The organism is Salmonella sp. SAL04157, assembly GCF_046551635.1.
GTDB classification, from domain to species: Bacteria; Pseudomonadota; Gammaproteobacteria; order Enterobacterales; family Enterobacteriaceae; genus Salmonella; species Salmonella enterica.
In genome coordinates, this window is record NZ_JBGDVS010000001.1 from 225,276 (window position 1) to 241,290 (window position 16,015).

The following is a 16,015-nucleotide window of genomic DNA, read 5'->3' on the forward strand; positions in this document are numbered from 1 at the left end:
ATGGTTTATCGATGAGTTTGCCCCGCCGTTGCCGCGCGTTTTGAGGCGTCAGGCACCAGACGATAGAAGGTTTCGCCCGGTTTGGTCATGCTAAGTTCGTTGCGCGCGCGCTCCTCAATCGCTTCCTGGCCACCATTGAGATCGTCAATTTCGGCAAAAAGCTGATCGTTACGCGCTTTAAGTTTGGCGTTTGTCGCCTGCTGCGCGACCACATCATCGTTGACGCGGCTATAGTCATGTATGCCGTTCTTACCGAACCACAGCGAGTACTGTAGCCAGACCAGTAAAGCCAGCAACAGCAGCGTTAGTTTACCCATCCTGCCCCCTGAAAAACGGCATCATCATCCCATAACGTCCTCTGTGACTCCACATTCAGGACGGGATTGCCGCGACAACGCCGGCAAATGTACCACATTTGCCGGATGTTACGTATACCCGAGTAAGGAGAACATAATCTCATTGTTGGTTACGGTTTGAATTATGACCGGAGGCGCAGTGATAACCCGTCTACCCTAATAGCCATATAAATAACGCGCCGAACAGCGCGCCTACGGCCAGTAGAGTAAACATGATGCTAAAAAGTATTTTGCCCTTTACCAGCAAATGCAACGCAATGCCGATAATCACCGATACCGGCATTAACGCGAGGAAAAAGGGCCAGGTATAGAGGAAAAAAAACAGCGTGTTAGGGCCATAAAGCAGAAAAGGGATCCCCAACGCCAGCAGCCATGACACAAAGCCGACCACCGCCCCCGGAAATGCACTGGTGGCGTCATCGTCGACCATGAAGGCGTCTGACCTTGTGAAAGTAATGTTATGGCTATTACGCATATTAAATCCTGTAACCTTGACCATACCGGGCATACAAGCCCGGTGGTGTCTCAGGATCTGATAATATCGCGCCGTCTCAGCAGGTCTAATAATTGGGAAACCAAATTTGTTACTAATTGTTCACCATTAAGATGAACCTGGGGCGAGTCAGGCGCTTCGTAAATGGCGTCGATGCCGGTAAAGTTACGCAACTCGCCCGCGCGCGCTTTTTTATACAACCCTTTAGGATCGCGCTGTTCACAGATAGCCAGCGGCGTATTGACATAAATCTCGATAAAACGATCGTGGCCGACGCGCTCTTTTACCAGTTGCCGCTCGGCGCGGTGCGGAGAAATAAATGCCGTCAAAACAATCAGACCGGCGTCCGCCATCAGACTGGCCACTTCGCCTACCCGCCGGATATTCTCCTGGCGATCGGCATCGCTAAAGCCTAAATCACAGCACAAACCGTGGCGCACATTATCGCCATCCAACAGGTAGGTACTGACGCCACGCTGATGTAACGCCTCTTCCAGCGCGCCGGCCACCGTTGATTTTCCCGAACCGGAGAGCCCGGTAAACCACAGCACCACGCCACGGTGGCCGTGGAGCTGTTCACGGGCGGCGACAGTAACGGGATGAGAGTGCCAGACCACGTTCTCATCATGCAGCGCCATGTTTATCTCCCAGCAAATCGCGGGCGTCCCAGTGCGGAAAATGACGGCGTACCAGCGCATTCAGCTCCAGCTCAAACGCACTGTATTCCACGGGCGGCGTCGCTCCGCGTTCATCCAGTTCCCGCACCATGCCTGCGCCCACGGTGACGTTAGAAAGTCGGTCGATAAAAATCAGCCCGCCCGTCACCGGATTTTGCTGATAAATATCCAGCGCGAGCGGCTCATCGAATGTCATCTCCACCAGACCAATACCGTTTAACGGCAGGCTCTCGACGTCTCGTTGGGTCAGATTGTTGATATCAATCTGATAGCGAATAGCCTCGATACGCGCGCGGGTTTTCTTACCCGCAAGTTTAACGTCGTAGCTTTGGCCCGGTGCCAGCGGCTGTTCCGCCATCCATACCACATCGATCGCGGCGTGCCGCGCAGGTGCCAGCGTCTCGTTTGCCGCCAGCAGCAGATCGCCGCGGCTAATATCAATGTCGTCGTTGAGTACCAGGGTAATGGCTTCGCCCGCATAGGCTTCTTCTTTATCGCCATCAAAAGTGACGATACGCGCCACGCTGGATTCCACGCCAGACGGCAGCACTTTAATGCGCTCTCCGACTTTGACGCTACCAGACGCCAGAGTGCCGGCATACCCCCGAAAATCAAGATTCGGGCGATTGACGTACTGTACCGGAAAGCGCATCGGCTGACGGTCTACCGCACGCTGTATGTCTACCGTTTCCAGGACTTCCAGCAGCGTCGGACCGCTGTACCAGCGCATATTGGCGCTCTGCGCGGCGACATTATCCCCTTCCAGCGCCGAAAGCGGGACAAAGCGAATGTCCAGATCGCCTGGCAACTGTTCAGCAAAAGTCAGGTAATCTTCGCGAATACGAGCGAAGGTCTCTTCGCGGTAGTCAACGAGATCCATTTTGTTGATTGCCACCACCAGGTGTTTGATCCCCAACAGAGTGGAGATAAAGCTATGGCGACGCGTCTGATCCAGCACGCCTTTACGCGCGTCGATCAGTAGGATCGCCAGATCGCAGGTGGACGCCCCGGTCGCCATATTACGGGTATATTGTTCATGGCCCGGCGTGTCGGCGATAATAAATTTTCGTTTTTCCGTGGAGAAATAGCGGTACGCGACGTCAATAGTAATGCCCTGCTCACGCTCGGCCTGTAGCCCATCTACCAGCAGCGCCAGATCGAGTTTTTCTCCCTGTGTGCCATGACGTTTACTGTCATTATGCAGAGAAGAGAGCTGATCTTCATAAATTTGCAGGGTATCGTGCAGCAAACGACCTATCAGCGTACTTTTACCGTCATCAACGCTGCCACAGGTTAAAAAACGCAGCAGGCTTTTGTGTTGTTGGGCAATCATCCAGGCTTCGACGCCGCCTTCATTGGCGATTTGTTGTGCAAGTATGGTGTTCATGGCGGCTCCTTAGAAATACCCCTGACGTTTTTTAAGCTCCATCGACCCCGCCTGATCGCGGTCAATCATCCTCCCCTGGCGCTCGCTGGTGGTAGAAACCAGCATCTCTTCGATAATTTCCGGCAGCGTTTGCGCGTGGGATTCCACCGCCCCGGTGAGCGGCCAACAGCCAAGTGTACGGAAGCGCACCATCCTTTTTTTGATGACTTCGCCAGGCTGGAGATCGATACGATCGTCATCCACCATCATCAACATGCCGTCACGTTCCAGAACCGGGCGTTCAGCAGCCAAATACAGCGGCACGATGTCGATGTTTTCCAGCCAGATGTATTGCCAGATATCCTGCTCTGTCCAGTTGGAGAGCGGGAAGACGCGTATACTTTCGCCTTTATTAATCTGACCGTTATAGTTACGCCACAACTCTGGACGCTGATTTTTCGGGTCCCAGCGATGGAAACGGTCACGAAAGGAGTAAATACGTTCTTTCGCGCGGGATTTTTCCTCATCGCGCCGTGCGCCGCCGAACGCGGCATCAAAACCGTACTTATTCAGCGCCTGCTTTAACCCTTCGGTTTTCATAATGTCGGTGTGTTTAGCGCTACCGTGAACGAACGGATTGATGCCCATCGCCACGCCTTCCGGATTTTTATGTACCAGCAATTCGCAGCCGTATGCGTTGGCGGTACGATCGCGAAAGGCGTACATCTCACGGAATTTCCAACCGGTATCAACGTGCAATAGCGGGAACGGCAACGTACCCGGATAAAACGCCTTACGCGCCAGATGCAGCATGACGCTGGAGTCTTTACCAATGGAGTACAGCATGACCGGATTAGCGAATTCCGCTGCCACTTCACGGATAATGTGGATACTTTCCGCCTCCAGTTGCCGCAGGTGGGTGAGTCGTTTTTGATCCATAACCGTTCCTTTGCAATACCGTTTTTTGCTAAACATTTCGATTACACGACTATAGGGAGCGCAGGAGAGTGAATGAAATGACGAATTGGAATGAGTAGTTCCTCAAAGGAATAACGCGGCCCAAAAACCAATATCAAAAAATGCTTAACGTACCGGATTGCCAGCATTTAGGAGCAAATGAAATTGTATTAACACGATCGCGGTTTCATACTAGCCACGTAAAATTTTGTTCTGTATTTAAGGACTCATTATGTTTTCCGCAACGCGCCGCTTTGCCGTCATTCTGGCGCTCGGCGTAGGCTTTATCCTTCCTGCACAAGCAGCATCACCAGCGCCTGGTGAAATAGCGAATACTCAGGCACGACATATCGCCACCTTTTTTCCCGGGAGAATGACTGGCTCCCCCGCCGAGATGTTGTCTGCCGATTATTTACGCCAACAATTTACCCAGATGGGATATCAAAGCGATATTCGAACGTTTAATAGCCGATTTATTTATACCACGAAGGATAATCGCAAAAACTGGCATAACGTGACGGGCAGTACGGTCATCGCCGCCCATGAAGGGCGCGTGCCGCAACAGATCATCATTATGGCGCATCTGGATACCTACGCTCCGCAGAGCGACGCTGATGTCGATGCCAATCTGGGCGGTTTAACGTTACAGGGAATGGATGATAATGCCGCGGGATTAGGCGTTATGCTGGAACTGGCGGCGCGCCTGAAAGATATACCGACCCATTATGGGATTCGTTTTATCGCCACCAGTGGGGAAGAAGAGGGAAAGCTAGGCGCGGAAAATTTACTCAAACGAATGAGTGACGCTGAGAAGAAAAATACACTGCTGGTCATTAATCTCGATAACCTGATTGTTGGCGACAAGCTCTATTTTAATAGCGGGAAAAATACGCCTGAAGCGGTGCGTACACTGACCCGCGATCGGGCATTAGCGATTGCGCGCCGTTATGGTATCGCCGCCAACACCAATCCGGGACGCAATCCATCCTACCCCAAAGGAACGGGTTGCTGTAATGATGCGGAGGTTTTCGATAAAGCGGGAATATCGGTGCTTTCTGTTGAGGCGACGAACTGGAATCTGGGTAAAAAAGACGGATACCAGCAACGCGTGAAAAATGCATCCTTCCCGAACGGCAATAGCTGGCACGACGTACGGCTTGATAATCAACAGCATATAGACAAGGCGCTACCTGGGCGAATTGAGCGCCGTAGCCGCGATGTAGTGCGGATAATGCTGCCGTTGGTAAAAGAGCTGGCGAAGGCGGAAAAAACGTCCTGATATGCTGGTGAAACGTGTTTATCCCCGCTGGCGCGGGGAACACCCTGTTTCAGGTTACTACCTAATCCGTTAAGGCGGTTTATCCCCGCTGGCGCGGGGAACACGGTGGGCGAGAAATGTCGGACTCTTTCCGACAATCCATCTGGCAGCCAACAGAAAATATAGCTGAAGATTATGCCCGTGATGATGGCAACGCGACTACTGAGTGCCATACCTGGTTTGCAGATTCACGCAAAAAAGCGCTGCTGGCGGAAGTCGGCGTAGGTACGCTGGATCAACTCTTAATGGCGGTGATGCCTTTTCGCCATCAATCGCTCCGATTGCTAGGGATGCGCGACAAAATCCTGCTGCTGGATGAAGTGCACGCCTATGATGGTTATATGGTTAAATTGCTGGAAGGTTTATTGCGCTTCCATGCCGCCCAGGGCGGTAGCGCTATTATTCTGAGCGCCACTCTTCCCGCCGCTTTACGGGAAAAATTACTTAATGCGTTTAGCGATGGCGCGGGATTTATGAGCGCTGGTGGTAGCGATAACGCGGGTTATCCATGGTTAAGCCACCTCACTTCCTCCGGTCTGTTAGAGCAACCACTGGCCACACGTCCCGAAGTCCAAAGGACTGTAGCCGTTAATTGGATACAGCAGCGCCAGGAAGCACTGGACATTATTTATCGCGTTGTGGCAACCGGACAGTGCATTTGTTGGATCCGCAACACGGTTGATGATGCGCTGGACACTTACCAGCAGTTGCTACACGAGGGAATCGTTCCAGAGCAGGATCTTTTGCTTTTCCACAGCCGTTTTGCTTTTATCGATCGTATTGCTATTGAAAATAAAACGTTAAACTGGTTTGGTAACAATGCCCCCGTTTCTGAACGACGTGGTAAGGTATTAATCGCCACACAAGTCGTTGAACAAAGTCTCGATCTGGACTTTGACTGGATGATCACCGATCTGGCGCCGATTGATTTATTGATCCAGCGCGCCGGTCGCCTGCAACGCCATATCCGCGATGCCCATGGGCAACGAAAATCTACGCTTCCGGATGAACGCCAGCCACCAGTATTGCATATTCTGGCCCCTCACTGGCAGGAGCAGGCAGAAGAGGGCTGGTTGGGGCAAGAGCTAAAAGGTACCGGCTTTGTTTACGCCGATCATGCCTGCCTGTGGCGTACACAGGCGCTGCTGCGTCAACATGGTGAGATCCGTATGCCGGATAATGCCAGAGCACTCGTTGACGGCGTATACGAGCAGAAAATTGCTGCGCCAGCAGGCTTGCAGACGATCTCTGACGTTGCCTTTGGCAAAGTCCTTAGCCAACGTTCAGTGGCTGCGCAAAATTTATTACGTTACGATCTCGGTTACGATCGAGAAGCCAGCGACTTTTTATGGGATAAAGATAGAGAATTTTCTACCCGTCTGGGTGAAGAGAGTGTTGATGTTTATCTCGCCAGAAAAGACATTGATGGACAGCTACGCCCTTTAGTTGATGAAATAGATTTCTGCTGGGAAAAAAGTCGCTTATCCGTCCGAAAATCATGGTGGCAAAAAAATTCTGGTACATTCCAATGTCCAGATGAGGAAACATTAGCCTGTTTCAGAAAACGCCACCATCGCCCTTCCGGACAGGTTGTGCTGGTATCTGATGCCGGAGAAGCTAGCTATTATAGTAAACGTTTTGGATTGGTTGGATAACGGGTATTATTCTAACTCCGTTGTATAGAGAAGTTATTACATTAGATTCACCAAAATCTTTGTAGCTTCTCTATCTACATCCATTTCCATGAATACCCTTAATTAATTAAATTTAACTACTTCATTTCATCATACTTTATCTCTCAGCATCAACACCATTCATGACAAACCAAAATTTAAAAAAACGACCATTTGCGGCGAATCATCTACCTTTTGTCTGAATTATCGTCACCATAAAGGATTGCCAACACTAAATGTGCTGTATTTATAATGCCGTTCAAATTCTCTCCTGTAGTAAACCTTGTCTGTTTAATAAAAAAGAGGGAGTTGAACGATATATTTTACTCCGGATATTAAATAATATAAATTTGAAGGAAAATATTATGCCAGTCACTTTAAGCTTCGGTAATCATCAAAATTATACGCTTAATGAAAGTCGGCTTGCTCATCTGTTAAGCGCAGATAAAGAAAAAGCAATCCATATGGGGGGCTGGGATAAAGTCCAGGATCATTTTAGAGCGGAAAAAAAGGACCATGCGCTGGAAGTGTTACACTCCATCATTCACGGGCAGGGCCGTGGTGAACCTGGAGAGATGGAAGTTAACGTAGAGGATATAAATAAAATTTACGCCTTTAAACGGCTACAACATCTGGCCTGCCCGGCTCATCAGGATCTGTTTACTATCAAGTTGGACGCTTCTCAGACACAATTTTTACTTATGGTCGGCGACACGGTGATCAGCCAAAGCAATATTAAGGACATCCTCAATATATCAGATGATGCAGTGATAGAATCTATGAGTAGAGAGGAGAGACAGTTATTTTTACAAATATGCGAGGTGATTGGTGCGAAGATGACCTGGCACCCGGAATTACTTCAGGAGTCGATTTCTACTCTACGAAAAGAAGTGACGGGCAATGCACAAATCAAAGCGACGGTTTATGAGATGATGCGTCCCGCAGAGGCTCCAGACCACCCGCTTGTCGAATGGCAGGACTCACTTACTGCAGATGAAAAATCGATGCTGGCCTGTATTAATGCCGGTAACTTTGAGCCTACGACTCAGTTTTGCAAAATAGGTTATCAGGAGGTACAAGGTGAAGTCGCTTTTAGCATGATGCATCCGTGCATCTCCTATTTACTACATAGCTATTCACCGTTTGCAGAGTTTAAACCAACAAATTCTGGTTTTTTAAAAAAACTTAATCAGGATTATAACGACTATCATGCAAAAAAAATGTTTATTGATGTAATTCTTGAAAAGATATATCTAACGCATGAACGTTCTTTGCACATTGGTAAAGATGGGTGCAGTCGTAATATATTACTGACATAAAGATAGTCAGTAAAATAACTAATTTAAAATCCGGCTGCCTGCCGGATTTTTCATAGCAGCAAGTATAATTATACCGCGTAAGGACAATTACCCTTCATGCAGCCCGCACTCGCGCTTCAGTCCGAAGAAGCGTGTCTCTTCTTCCGCCATACCCGGCTCCCATTTGCGGGTGGTGTGCGTATCGCCCACCGACAGATAGCCCTGATCCCACAGCGGATGGTATTTCAGACCGTGCTTTTGCAGATACTGGTAAACCGTGCGGTTATCCCAGTCGATAATCGGCAGCACTTTAAACACGCCGCGCTGGATAGCGAGAACGGGTAAATGCGCGCGGCTACCGGACTGCTCGCGACGCAGACCGGCAAACCAGGTCTGCGCGTTTAACTCTTTGAGCGCCCGGTTCATCGGCTCGACTTTGTTGATGTCATTGTATTTCTCAATGCCCTCAACGCCCTGCTCCCACAGTTTGCCGTAGCGCGCTTCCTGCCAGGCCGGACTTTCGCCCGCGCGGTAAACTTTCAGATTGAGTTTAAGTTTGTCCGTTAACTCATCAATAAACTGATAGGTTTCCGGGAACAAATAGCCGGTATCGGTGAGGATCACCGGGATATCCGGGCGAATCTGGTTCACCAGGTGCAGGCTCACCGCCGCCTGGATGCCAAAGCTTGAAGAAAGCACATATTCGCCGGGCAGATTTTCCAGCGCCCAGGCCACGCGTTCTTCGGCTGTTAGCGTTTCCAGTTGGACGTTGGTTTCCGCCAACGCCAGTACGCGATCGACTTTTGGCAGTTCATTCAATGCGTTGAGATCGAGTTGGGACATAAGTTCCTCACTGTTTGCCTTGCCTGATGGCGCTGTGCTTATCAGGCCTACACAGACGCCATCCGGCAATTCAGGTTATTCCCAGAAATCACGCGCGGGATCGAGCACCGGGCGAATGATGCCCGCACGCACCGTAAAGTCGCCAAAGCCTTCACCCGCTTCACGCTCTTTCGCCCAGCGCCCAATCAGTTCATCCAGCGAAGCCAGAATATCCGGCTCGGTGATATTTTCTTGATACATCCGTGGGATACGTGTCCCAATACGGTTGCCGCCAAGATGCAGGTTATAACGACCAGGCGCTTTCCCTACTAAGCCAATTTCCGCCAGCATCGCGCGACCACAGCCGTTCGGGCAGCCGGTCACGCGCATCACGATATGCTCATCAGGAATGCCGTGTTTTTCCAGAATCGCTTCCACTTTGTCCGTGAACGACGGCAGGAAACGCTCGGCTTCCGCCATTGCCAGCGGGCAGGTTGGGAACGACACGCAGGCCATTGAGTTTTCACGCTGCGCGCTCACGGCATTCATCAACCCGTGGTCGCGCGCCAGCGTCTCGATTTTCACTTTCTGGCTTTCCGGCACGCTGGCAATAATCAGGTTCTGGTTAGCGGTAATACGGAACTCGCCCTGATGAATCTTCGCGATCTCCAGCAGGCCGGTTTTCAGCGGGCGCCCCGGATAATCCAGGATACGACCATTTTCGATAAACAGCGTCAGGTGCCAGTTGTTGTCGATCCCTTTCACCCAACCGATACGATCGCCGCGACCGGTAAACTCATACGGGCGGATCGGCTCAAATTTGATCCCCGCGCGACGCTCGACTTCCGCTTTAAACGTCTCCAGTCCCACGCGCTCAAGGGTGTATTTGGTTTTGGCATTTTTCCTGTCGGTACGGTTACCCCAGTCGCGCTGCGTCGTCACTACCGCTTCGGCCACCGCCAGGGTGTGCTCCAGCGGCAGATAGCCAAACTCGCTGGCCGTACGAGCGTAGGTTTTCTTATTACCATGCTCAATAGACAGACCGCCGCCCACCAGCAGGTTAAAGCCGACCAGCTTGCCGTTCTCGGCAATCGCCACAAAGTTCATGTCGTTGGCGTGCAGATCTATATCGTTTTGCGGCGGGATCACTACCGTGGTTTTGAACTTACGCGGCAGATAGGTCTGACCGAGGATCGGCTCTTCATCGGTGGTCGCCACCTTCTCCTGATCGAGCCAGATCTCCGCATAGGCGCGAGTACGCGGCAGCAGATGTTCGGAGATCTTCTTCGCCCACTCGTAGGCTTCAGCATGCAGCTGAGACTCGTACGGGTTAGAGGTACACAGCACGTTACGGTTCATGTCGTTGGCGGTTGCCAGCGCATCCAGCCCCACCGAGTGCAGCATCTGGTGCACCGGCTTAACGTTCTTCTTCAGAATGCCGTGGAACTGGAAGGTCTGGCGGTTGGTCAGACGGATACTGCCATAAATCGTGTTATCCGCCGCGAATTTATCGATCGCCTGCCATTGCGTCGTAGTAATCACCCCGCCCGGCAGGCGGCAGCGCAGCAGCATCGCGTGGCGCGGCTCCAGCTTCTGCGCCGCACGCTCGGCGCGAATATCGCGGTCATCCTGCTGATACATGCCATGAAAGCGTATTAGCAGGAAGTTGTCGCCTTTAAAACCGCCGGTGAGACCGTCGTTCAGATCTTCCGCAATGGTACCGCGCAGGTAGTTGCTTTCCAGCTTCATGCGCTCGGCATCGGACAGTTTACCTTCGACCACCAGTGGGCCTGGATGTTTTTCGCTCATTAGTAGACATCTCGCTGATAACGGCGCTCGACGCGCAGCTCACTTAAAAATTCATCCGCCGCTTCGATGTCCATTGCACCGAATTCAGCAATCACTTCCAGCAATGCTTTTTCGACATCTGCGGCCATACGCCTGGCGTCGCCGCAGACATAAATGTGGGCACCGTCATTGATCCAGCGCCACAGCTCCGCGCCCTGTTCGCGCAGTTTGTCTTGTACGTAGATTTTTTCTTTTTGATCGCGGGACCAGGCCAGATCGATCCGGTTCAGCACGCCTTCTTTCACGTAACGCTGCCATTCAACCTGATAAAGGAAGTCTTCGGTGAAGTGCGGGTTACCGAAGAACAGCCAGTTCTTGCCTTCCGCACCGTCGGCGGCGCGTTGCTGCATAAAGGCGCGGAACGGCGCGATACCCGTACCTGGGCCAATCATAATCACCGGCGTTTCCGGGTTAGCTGGCAGGCGGAAATTATCGTTGTGTTCAATAAACACGCGCACTTCGCCCTCTTCTTCCACGCGGTCGGCGAGGAAGCTGGAAGCACCACCCGCGCGGGCGCGGCCTTCAATATCGTAGCGCACGACGCCGACGGTTACGTGTACTTCGCTTTCGACTTCCGCCTGCGCGGAGGCGATGGAGTACAGACGCGGCGTCAGCGGACGCAGCAGGCCGATTAATGCTTCAGCGTCGAGCTGCGCCGGAGAGAAACGCACCATATCAACAATGGGCGTGGTCGCGGCGTAGTGCTGGAGCTGCGCTTTGTCGCCCACTAATGGCAACAGCGACTCACTGCGCGTCAGGGTCGCGTAGTTCTCAACAATGTTGGCGGTATTCACCGTCAGCTCGAAGTGCCACTCCAGCGCTTCGGCGAGCGGCAGGGTTTTACCATCAACCGTCACCGGCTCATCGCCCTTCAGCCACAGCAACTCAACCAGCTCCTTCACCAGAGCCGGATCGTTCTGATACCAGACGCCCAGCGCATCGCCCGGCTGGTAACGCAGACCGGAGTCGCCTAAATCAATCTCAATATGGCGAACGTCTTTTTCCGAGTTGCGACCGGTGATTTTCTGATTCACGGAGAGGGTCGCGGTCAGCGGCGCGTCTTTGGTATAGGGGCTGGTGTGGATGTCGTTTACCGCGCCAGTAGCGACGGATTGCGAAGGTGCCGCGACAGGTGCGCGGGACTTCAGAACATCAACCACGCGGGCGCGCCATTCGCTGGCAGCTGCCTGATATTCAACGTCAGCATCGACACGGTCGAGCAGACGTTCACCGCCCAGTTCCGCCAGTTTGCTGTCGAAATCTTTTCCGGACTGGCAGAAGAATTCATAGGATGTATCGCCAAGGCTAAATACGGCAAACGCGGTGTTTTCCAGTTTCGGCGCTTTTTTCGAGAACAGGAATTTATGCAGCGCGACAGCCTCTTCCGGCGGCTCGCCTTCTCCCTGGGTGGACGTCACTATCACCAACAGTTTTTCACTGGCAATCTGTTTGAATTTGTAGTCGCCAGCGTTCACCAAAGTCACATTAAGGTTGGCCGCCAGCAGATCATCACGCAGCGCTTCCGCCACACGACGCGCATTGCCGGTTTGCGAAGCGGAGATAAGCGTAACTCCCGGCATCTTCCCCTCAGGAGCAGGCGTGACGGCAACAGCGCCTGAGCGCGGGTTCAGTACGCCCCAAAAATAGCCGGAGACCCAGGCAAGCTGTTCGGGAGTAAGGTCGGTTGTCGCGGCCTGAAGGCGCGCCAGTTGCTCCGGATTAAGCGGAAGCAACCCAGTCAGTGGAGCCGGTGTCGTCATGCGTCGTTATGTTCCAGTAAGCAAAGCGGATCTATACACAAAATCATTCAAGTTCGCTGTAGCCCAGACTGTAAGCTGATCGCGCCCCAGGAGCGTACATAAATACGTGACTGGGGTGAGTAAACGCAGTCAACACAGATGCGGCTTGAAGGATGAAGTGTATAAGCGATAAATCCCAAACTGAGGATAAGGTTAACGGTGAGAGGAATAACAATTAAAGAAGGGTTGGAAATAACAAATAACCAAATGAACTAACCTGTTTTAGTTATCGTGATTAACGCCAAAATCGATTTTATAATTGATTGATAATTATTGAATTTTCTGGAAATTCTTAAATTAATTGCCCGTCACAAGGCGGAGAATGGTTTTAGTTAATGATAAAAAATGCGCTTTCCGGTACCCTACGGCGGTTTTTTTATTGCCTGAGAGTTCATCATGTCCACCACGTTGTATAAAGATTTCACCTTTGAAGCCGCTCACCGCCTGCCTCACGTGCCTGAAGGGCATAAGTGCGGCCGCCTGCACGGACACTCGTTTATGGTGCGTCTCGAAATTACCGGTGAAGTCGATCCACATACCGGTTGGATTATGGATTTCGCGGATCTCAAAGCGGCGTTTAAACCTACTTACGATCGTCTTGATCACTACTATCTGAATGATATTCCAGGGCTGTCCAATCCCACCAGCGAAGTGCTGGCAAAATGGATTTGGGATCAGGTTAAGCCCGTCGTGCCGCTACTGAGCGCCGTGATGGTGAAAGAAACCTGTACAGCCGGCTGCATCTATCGCGGCGAATAAGGTTTATTAACGCGTGGGCTGGATGCCAAATTGATTCCAGCCTATTCACACGACGTTTTATCAGTGAAAACATTGTCCAGCGCGGTGTTAAAAGCGCAGCACATCACCAGTTGCAGGTGCGGTTATTTCCGGTAGCCACAACCGCCCCCAGGCCCCTGTACAGTGACAACCGCATAGTTTTTCAGGTTTGTGTTCTTGCAGAAAGCGCCTGACTCGCCACATCGTGAACGGTGATGCGCAGCGGAGATGAAATCCGCCGACAAGCGCGTAAATCCGCTTTATACCGGTAATGTTCTGACAGTGCCGGACAATATTTGCGATTCCCCGATGCCCGCATCCCGTAATGATGACTAATCCTTTTGCCGACTGGTAAATCAGTACGCCCTCATCCAAAATAGAGTCCGGCTCCGCATCGTGGCCGCCAAAAATGCCGTAGGCTTCAGGCGCGACCACTGGTATTTCCCCTGACCAGATAAAGTTTTCGCCAATCGGCAGGGGGCCACGCGTGTACATCATTCGGTAGCGTGAATAGTCCACCTCACATGACAATTTTTTTATTTTTCGGGTAATACCGAGAAAAGTCATTGCCGCATAACGTTCGCGCGCAATATCGGGATGGCAGATGATTCGACTGTTATCAGGAAGCCATGGCACGCCGCCGCAATGATCGTAATGACCATGCGAAAGCACCACAGCAGACACATCGGACAGGTCGATCCCCATCGCCAACGCGTTTTGCATAAAACTGCCATCAGGGCCGGTATCGAACAAGATCGACGTAGACTCATCCTCGACCAACAGGCTTAATCCTGGTCGGGCCTTCAACGATTTATCCGCTCCAGCTCCCTTATGATTTTCGAGCAATACCCTGATCCTTAACGCCATGGCCTTCTCCTGTATAAAAGCCTCCCCGGAAAAACGCGGCCTTTTTACTTTACAGGTTTGTACCAGCCATTACTGGTACACAGATTATGATTATGCAACGGCTATCCTTGTTGGCGCGGGGAACACGTTACCGTTGGCGTAACGCTGAATTGTTGGTACGGTTTATCCCCGCTGACGCGGGTAACACACGGCAACGGATGCGACCGCCAACGCGATCCCCGGTTTATCCCCGCTGGCGCGGCGAACACCTGAGAGGAACCAGGGAAAGATGTTTTGGGATCGGTTTATCCCCGCTGGCGCGGGGAACACTGCCTGAAACTTTCCATGAACTGGCTGTAACGCGGTTTATCCCCGCTGGCGCGGGAAACACAATTATTCCCTCCCATGCACCCTGTTCTCACCCGGTTTATCCCCGCTGGCGCGGGGAACACCCCTTCGCTCTCGATCCAGTGCTGCGCATGAGCGGTTTATCCCCGCTGGCGCGGGGAACACCCAATTCAATCCCTTGTTGACCTTAGTAAATCCGGTTTATCCCCGCTGGCGCGGGGAACACTCACGCATCGCCTGTTGCGCGCCCTCATACGCCGGTTTATCCCCGCTGGCGCGGGGAACACGGGGCTTGATTGCCTAAACAAACTTTTCTGGGCGGTTTATCCCCGCTGGCGCGGGGAACACACTAAACGTATATCATTGTTTATAAACTACTTTTTGTCAGCACCACATTCTACCAACATAATCGCAACAATTTAAATTATTAAAGAACAGCTAATTTGCTGATTTTGATGCAAAAAAGTTCATAGAATGATTTTTTCTTTAAATTTACCAAAATAGCGTGATCCGTGCATCGCTATGGAAAAATTTATCAGCGCTTTTATACACTCATCGAAATTCACATAGAGAAAATAAACAATGCAAGGTAATGGATGAGTCACAGACGGCATCGGCAGGCCGTCCGTAGGATTAGTAATGCATCAGGCGATATTTAAATATTTATGTGTTTGCATCGACAAACGCCAGTTACGCGCAATACAAGTTTCAATACACAGACGCGTCGCGTCTTCTTTCTGGCTAATGGGCTGCAAAGCAATCACGCGCGGTTTATCATCGCTCAGCGTGGCTAACAGTTCATCCAGCGCCTCAATATCACGAACTCGCCCAACGGGATGCTTGATTTCATTGGCGCGCTCCAGCGCCTGGGAAAGCACGTCATATCCCCCGCGCATATTCACTTTTGGTGAAACCGTTACCCAGGTGTTAGGCGTACAGCGCACTTCGTGCGTCCCGCTGGTTTCAATCTGACAACTAAAACCACTCTTTTCAAGCAGATCGGTGAGCGGCATGAGGTCGTGAATACAGGGTTCGCCACCGGTGATGACAACGTGACGCGCGGTATAGTCCTGACGATTAATCACCGCCAGCAGATCTTCACTGCTCGCAGCACCCCATTTGTCGCTCTCTTTGGTTTTTGCCAGAATGCTGAACAGAGACACTTCCCGATCGCTCAGTTTATCCCAGGTATGCTTAGTATCACACCAGGCACAGCCGACCGGACATCCTTGTAAACGAATAAAAATAGCGGGGACGCCGGTAAAATAACCCTCGCCTTGTAGGGTCTGGAACATCTCGTTAATCGGGTACTGCATAGCGTTCTCTGTTAAGGGGATAATCGTTAATTATTGCAGATTTCGTCTGCCCGGTCATGCACAGCGGCTGCGCTATTGAACAGATACAAAAAAACCCGCCGAAGCGGGTTTATACGTTAAG

The 16,015-nt window shown here is 51.5% G+C and carries 13 protein-coding genes and 1 pseudogene; 4 read left to right on the plus strand and 10 right to left on the minus strand.

Features of this window, described 5'->3' with window-relative positions:
* Nucleotides 1-5: 5 nt before the first annotated feature.
* The 5 genes from ftsB to cysD all read right to left on the minus strand — a co-directional run bounded on the left by ftsB (nucleotide 6) and on the right by cysD (nucleotide 3,831).
* Complete coding sequence (gene ftsB / locus ACLJRE_RS01150) at nucleotides 6-317, minus strand: cell division protein FtsB (RefSeq protein ID WP_000517480.1); 312 nt, start codon at nucleotides 315-317, stop codon at nucleotides 6-8.
* A gap of 190 nt (nucleotides 318-507) precedes the next feature.
* On the minus strand, nucleotides 508-831 hold the full coding sequence (locus tag ACLJRE_RS01155) for a DUF3561 family protein (protein ID WP_001537530.1): 324 nt from the start codon (nucleotides 829-831) through the stop codon (nucleotides 508-510).
* 50 nt (nucleotides 832-881) lie between these two features.
* Nucleotides 882-1,487, minus strand: coding sequence for an adenylyl-sulfate kinase (cysC, locus tag ACLJRE_RS01160; protein WP_001173661.1), 606 nt, complete (start codon nucleotides 1,485-1,487; stop codon nucleotides 882-884).
* Nucleotides 1,474-2,913: a sulfate adenylyltransferase subunit CysN gene (gene cysN, locus ACLJRE_RS01165; protein WP_001092259.1), complete on the minus strand. Its 1,440-nt coding sequence runs from the start codon at nucleotides 2,911-2,913 to the stop codon at nucleotides 1,474-1,476. The genes cysC and cysN overlap by 14 nt, the downstream gene beginning before the upstream one ends.
* A gap of 9 nt (nucleotides 2,914-2,922) precedes the next feature.
* Nucleotides 2,923-3,831, minus strand: a complete 909-nt coding sequence (cysD, locus tag ACLJRE_RS01170; RefSeq protein WP_000372384.1) for a sulfate adenylyltransferase subunit CysD — start codon at nucleotides 3,829-3,831, stop codon at nucleotides 2,923-2,925.
* 250 nt (nucleotides 3,832-4,081) lie between these two features.
* On the opposite strand from cysD, the gene ACLJRE_RS01175 reads away from it, so the two are divergent.
* From ACLJRE_RS01175 to sopD, 3 genes and pseudogenes are all read left to right on the plus strand, one after another.
* Nucleotides 4,082-5,128, plus strand: coding sequence for an aminopeptidase (locus tag ACLJRE_RS01175; protein WP_023212181.1), 1,047 nt, complete (start codon nucleotides 4,082-4,084; stop codon nucleotides 5,126-5,128).
* A 101-nt stretch (nucleotides 5,129-5,229) separates the two neighbouring features.
* Nucleotides 5,230-6,822 (plus strand): annotated as a pseudogene (gene cas3 / locus ACLJRE_RS01180) (CRISPR-associated helicase Cas3'); the annotation flags it as partial.
* 383 nt (nucleotides 6,823-7,205) lie between these two features.
* On the plus strand, nucleotides 7,206-8,159 hold the full coding sequence (sopD, locus tag ACLJRE_RS01185) for an SPI-1 type III secretion system effector SopD (RefSeq protein ID WP_001145533.1): 954 nt from the start codon (nucleotides 7,206-7,208) through the stop codon (nucleotides 8,157-8,159).
* 87 nt (nucleotides 8,160-8,246) lie between these two features.
* Here sopD and cysH read toward each other — a convergent pair whose 3' ends face one another.
* The 3 genes from cysH to cysJ form a co-directional block, all read right to left on the minus strand.
* Nucleotides 8,247-8,981 carry a phosphoadenosine phosphosulfate reductase gene (gene cysH / locus ACLJRE_RS01190; RefSeq protein ID WP_000080400.1) on the minus strand — a complete coding sequence of 245 codons (735 nt, stop codon included), beginning with the start codon at nucleotides 8,979-8,981 and terminating at the stop codon, nucleotides 8,247-8,249.
* Between the two features lie 75 nt (nucleotides 8,982-9,056).
* Nucleotides 9,057-10,769 (minus strand): assimilatory sulfite reductase (NADPH) hemoprotein subunit, encoded by a 1,713-nt coding sequence (gene cysI / locus ACLJRE_RS01195; protein WP_001290665.1) that lies wholly within the window; start codon nucleotides 10,767-10,769, stop codon nucleotides 9,057-9,059.
* A complete protein-coding gene (gene cysJ / locus ACLJRE_RS01200) occupies nucleotides 10,769-12,568 on the minus strand; it encodes an NADPH-dependent assimilatory sulfite reductase flavoprotein subunit (RefSeq protein WP_000210909.1) in 1,800 nt (599 codons plus the stop codon). The genes cysI and cysJ overlap by 1 nt, the downstream gene beginning before the upstream one ends.
* A 435-nt stretch (nucleotides 12,569-13,003) precedes the next feature.
* On the opposite strand from cysJ, the gene queD reads away from it, so the two are divergent.
* Complete coding sequence (queD, locus tag ACLJRE_RS01205; protein ID WP_000108312.1) at nucleotides 13,004-13,366, plus strand: 6-carboxytetrahydropterin synthase QueD; 363 nt, start codon at nucleotides 13,004-13,006, stop codon at nucleotides 13,364-13,366.
* Nucleotides 13,367-13,453: 87 nt separating this feature from the next.
* Here the strand turns inward: queD and ACLJRE_RS01210 are convergent, their stop codons facing one another.
* Both ACLJRE_RS01210 and queE read right to left on the minus strand, forming a co-directional pair.
* Nucleotides 13,454-14,251 carry an MBL fold metallo-hydrolase gene (locus tag ACLJRE_RS01210; protein WP_001667037.1) on the minus strand — a complete coding sequence of 266 codons (798 nt, stop codon included), beginning with the start codon at nucleotides 14,249-14,251 and terminating at the stop codon, nucleotides 13,454-13,456.
* 971 nt (nucleotides 14,252-15,222) lie between these two features.
* Nucleotides 15,223-15,894 (minus strand): 7-carboxy-7-deazaguanine synthase QueE, encoded by a 672-nt coding sequence (queE, locus tag ACLJRE_RS01215; RefSeq protein ID WP_001199956.1) that lies wholly within the window; start codon nucleotides 15,892-15,894, stop codon nucleotides 15,223-15,225.
* Nucleotides 15,895-16,015: the final 121 nt, after the last annotated feature.

Coding starts and splice junctions, on each gene's coding strand:
- ftsB (WP_000517480.1), bottom strand. CDS start 317: ATGGGTAAACTAACGCTGCTGTTGCTGGCTTTACTGGTCTGGCTACAG.
- ACLJRE_RS01155 (WP_001537530.1), bottom strand. CDS start 831: ATGCGTAATAGCCATAACATTACTTTCACAAGGTCAGACGCCTTCATG.
- cysC (WP_001173661.1), bottom strand. CDS start 1,487: ATGGCGCTGCATGATGAGAACGTGGTCTGGCACTCTCATCCCGTTACT.
- cysN (WP_001092259.1), bottom strand. CDS start 2,913: ATGAACACCATACTTGCACAACAAATCGCCAATGAAGGCGGCGTCGAA.
- cysD (WP_000372384.1), bottom strand. CDS start 3,831: ATGGATCAAAAACGACTCACCCACCTGCGGCAACTGGAGGCGGAAAGT.
- ACLJRE_RS01175 (WP_023212181.1), top strand. CDS start 4,082: ATGTTTTCCGCAACGCGCCGCTTTGCCGTCATTCTGGCGCTCGGCGTA.
- sopD (WP_001145533.1), top strand. CDS start 7,206: ATGCCAGTCACTTTAAGCTTCGGTAATCATCAAAATTATACGCTTAAT.
- cysH (WP_000080400.1), bottom strand. CDS start 8,981: ATGTCCCAACTCGATCTCAACGCATTGAATGAACTGCCAAAAGTCGAT.
- cysI (WP_001290665.1), bottom strand. CDS start 10,769: ATGAGCGAAAAACATCCAGGCCCACTGGTGGTCGAAGGTAAACTGTCC.
- cysJ (WP_000210909.1), bottom strand. CDS start 12,568: ATGACGACACCGGCTCCACTGACTGGGTTGCTTCCGCTTAATCCGGAG.
- queD (WP_000108312.1), top strand. CDS start 13,004: ATGTCCACCACGTTGTATAAAGATTTCACCTTTGAAGCCGCTCACCGC.
- ACLJRE_RS01210 (WP_001667037.1), bottom strand. CDS start 14,251: ATGGCGTTAAGGATCAGGGTATTGCTCGAAAATCATAAGGGAGCTGGA.
- queE (WP_001199956.1), bottom strand. CDS start 15,894: ATGCAGTACCCGATTAACGAGATGTTCCAGACCCTACAAGGCGAGGGT.